1 pseudogene is annotated in these 324 nt (G+C 58.3%); it reads right to left on the bottom strand.

The features are described 5' to 3' along the window. Positions 1 to 220, bottom strand: a pseudogene (locus EN857_RS33890) (IS110 family transposase); the annotation flags it as partial. Between the last annotated feature and the right edge of the window lie 104 nt (positions 221 to 324).

Here is a 324-nt window from a genome sequence, read left to right as displayed (position 1 = left end):
TCAACTTGACCACATGCCCGAGTGCAATCAGCTCCCGCGCCCAATGGTGCGCCGTCGCGCAGGCCTCCATGCCGATGAGGCACGGCTGCATATCGCGAAGCAACGGAATAAGCTGATCGCGCCGAACTTTTCGACGGAGCACCGCGTTTCCTGCATTATCGACGCCGTGAACTTGAAAGACGTTCTTGGCGATATCCAATCCGATCGTGATAACTTGCATGCGGACGGTTCCTTCCCTCTGATGGTCCTTTGACAACGCCATCTTGGCACATTGCGATGCCGCTGGGTCGGGGGCCGTCCACCCCATCAAGATGCTGGCTGGAG

The organism is Mesorhizobium sp. M4B.F.Ca.ET.214.01.1.1, assembly GCF_004791545.1.
Taxonomy (GTDB): domain Bacteria; phylum Pseudomonadota; class Alphaproteobacteria; order Rhizobiales; family Rhizobiaceae; genus Mesorhizobium; species Mesorhizobium abyssinicae.
The sequence above is the reverse complement of the archived record's forward strand: the minus strand, read 5'-3'. Positions and strand labels throughout refer to the sequence as shown.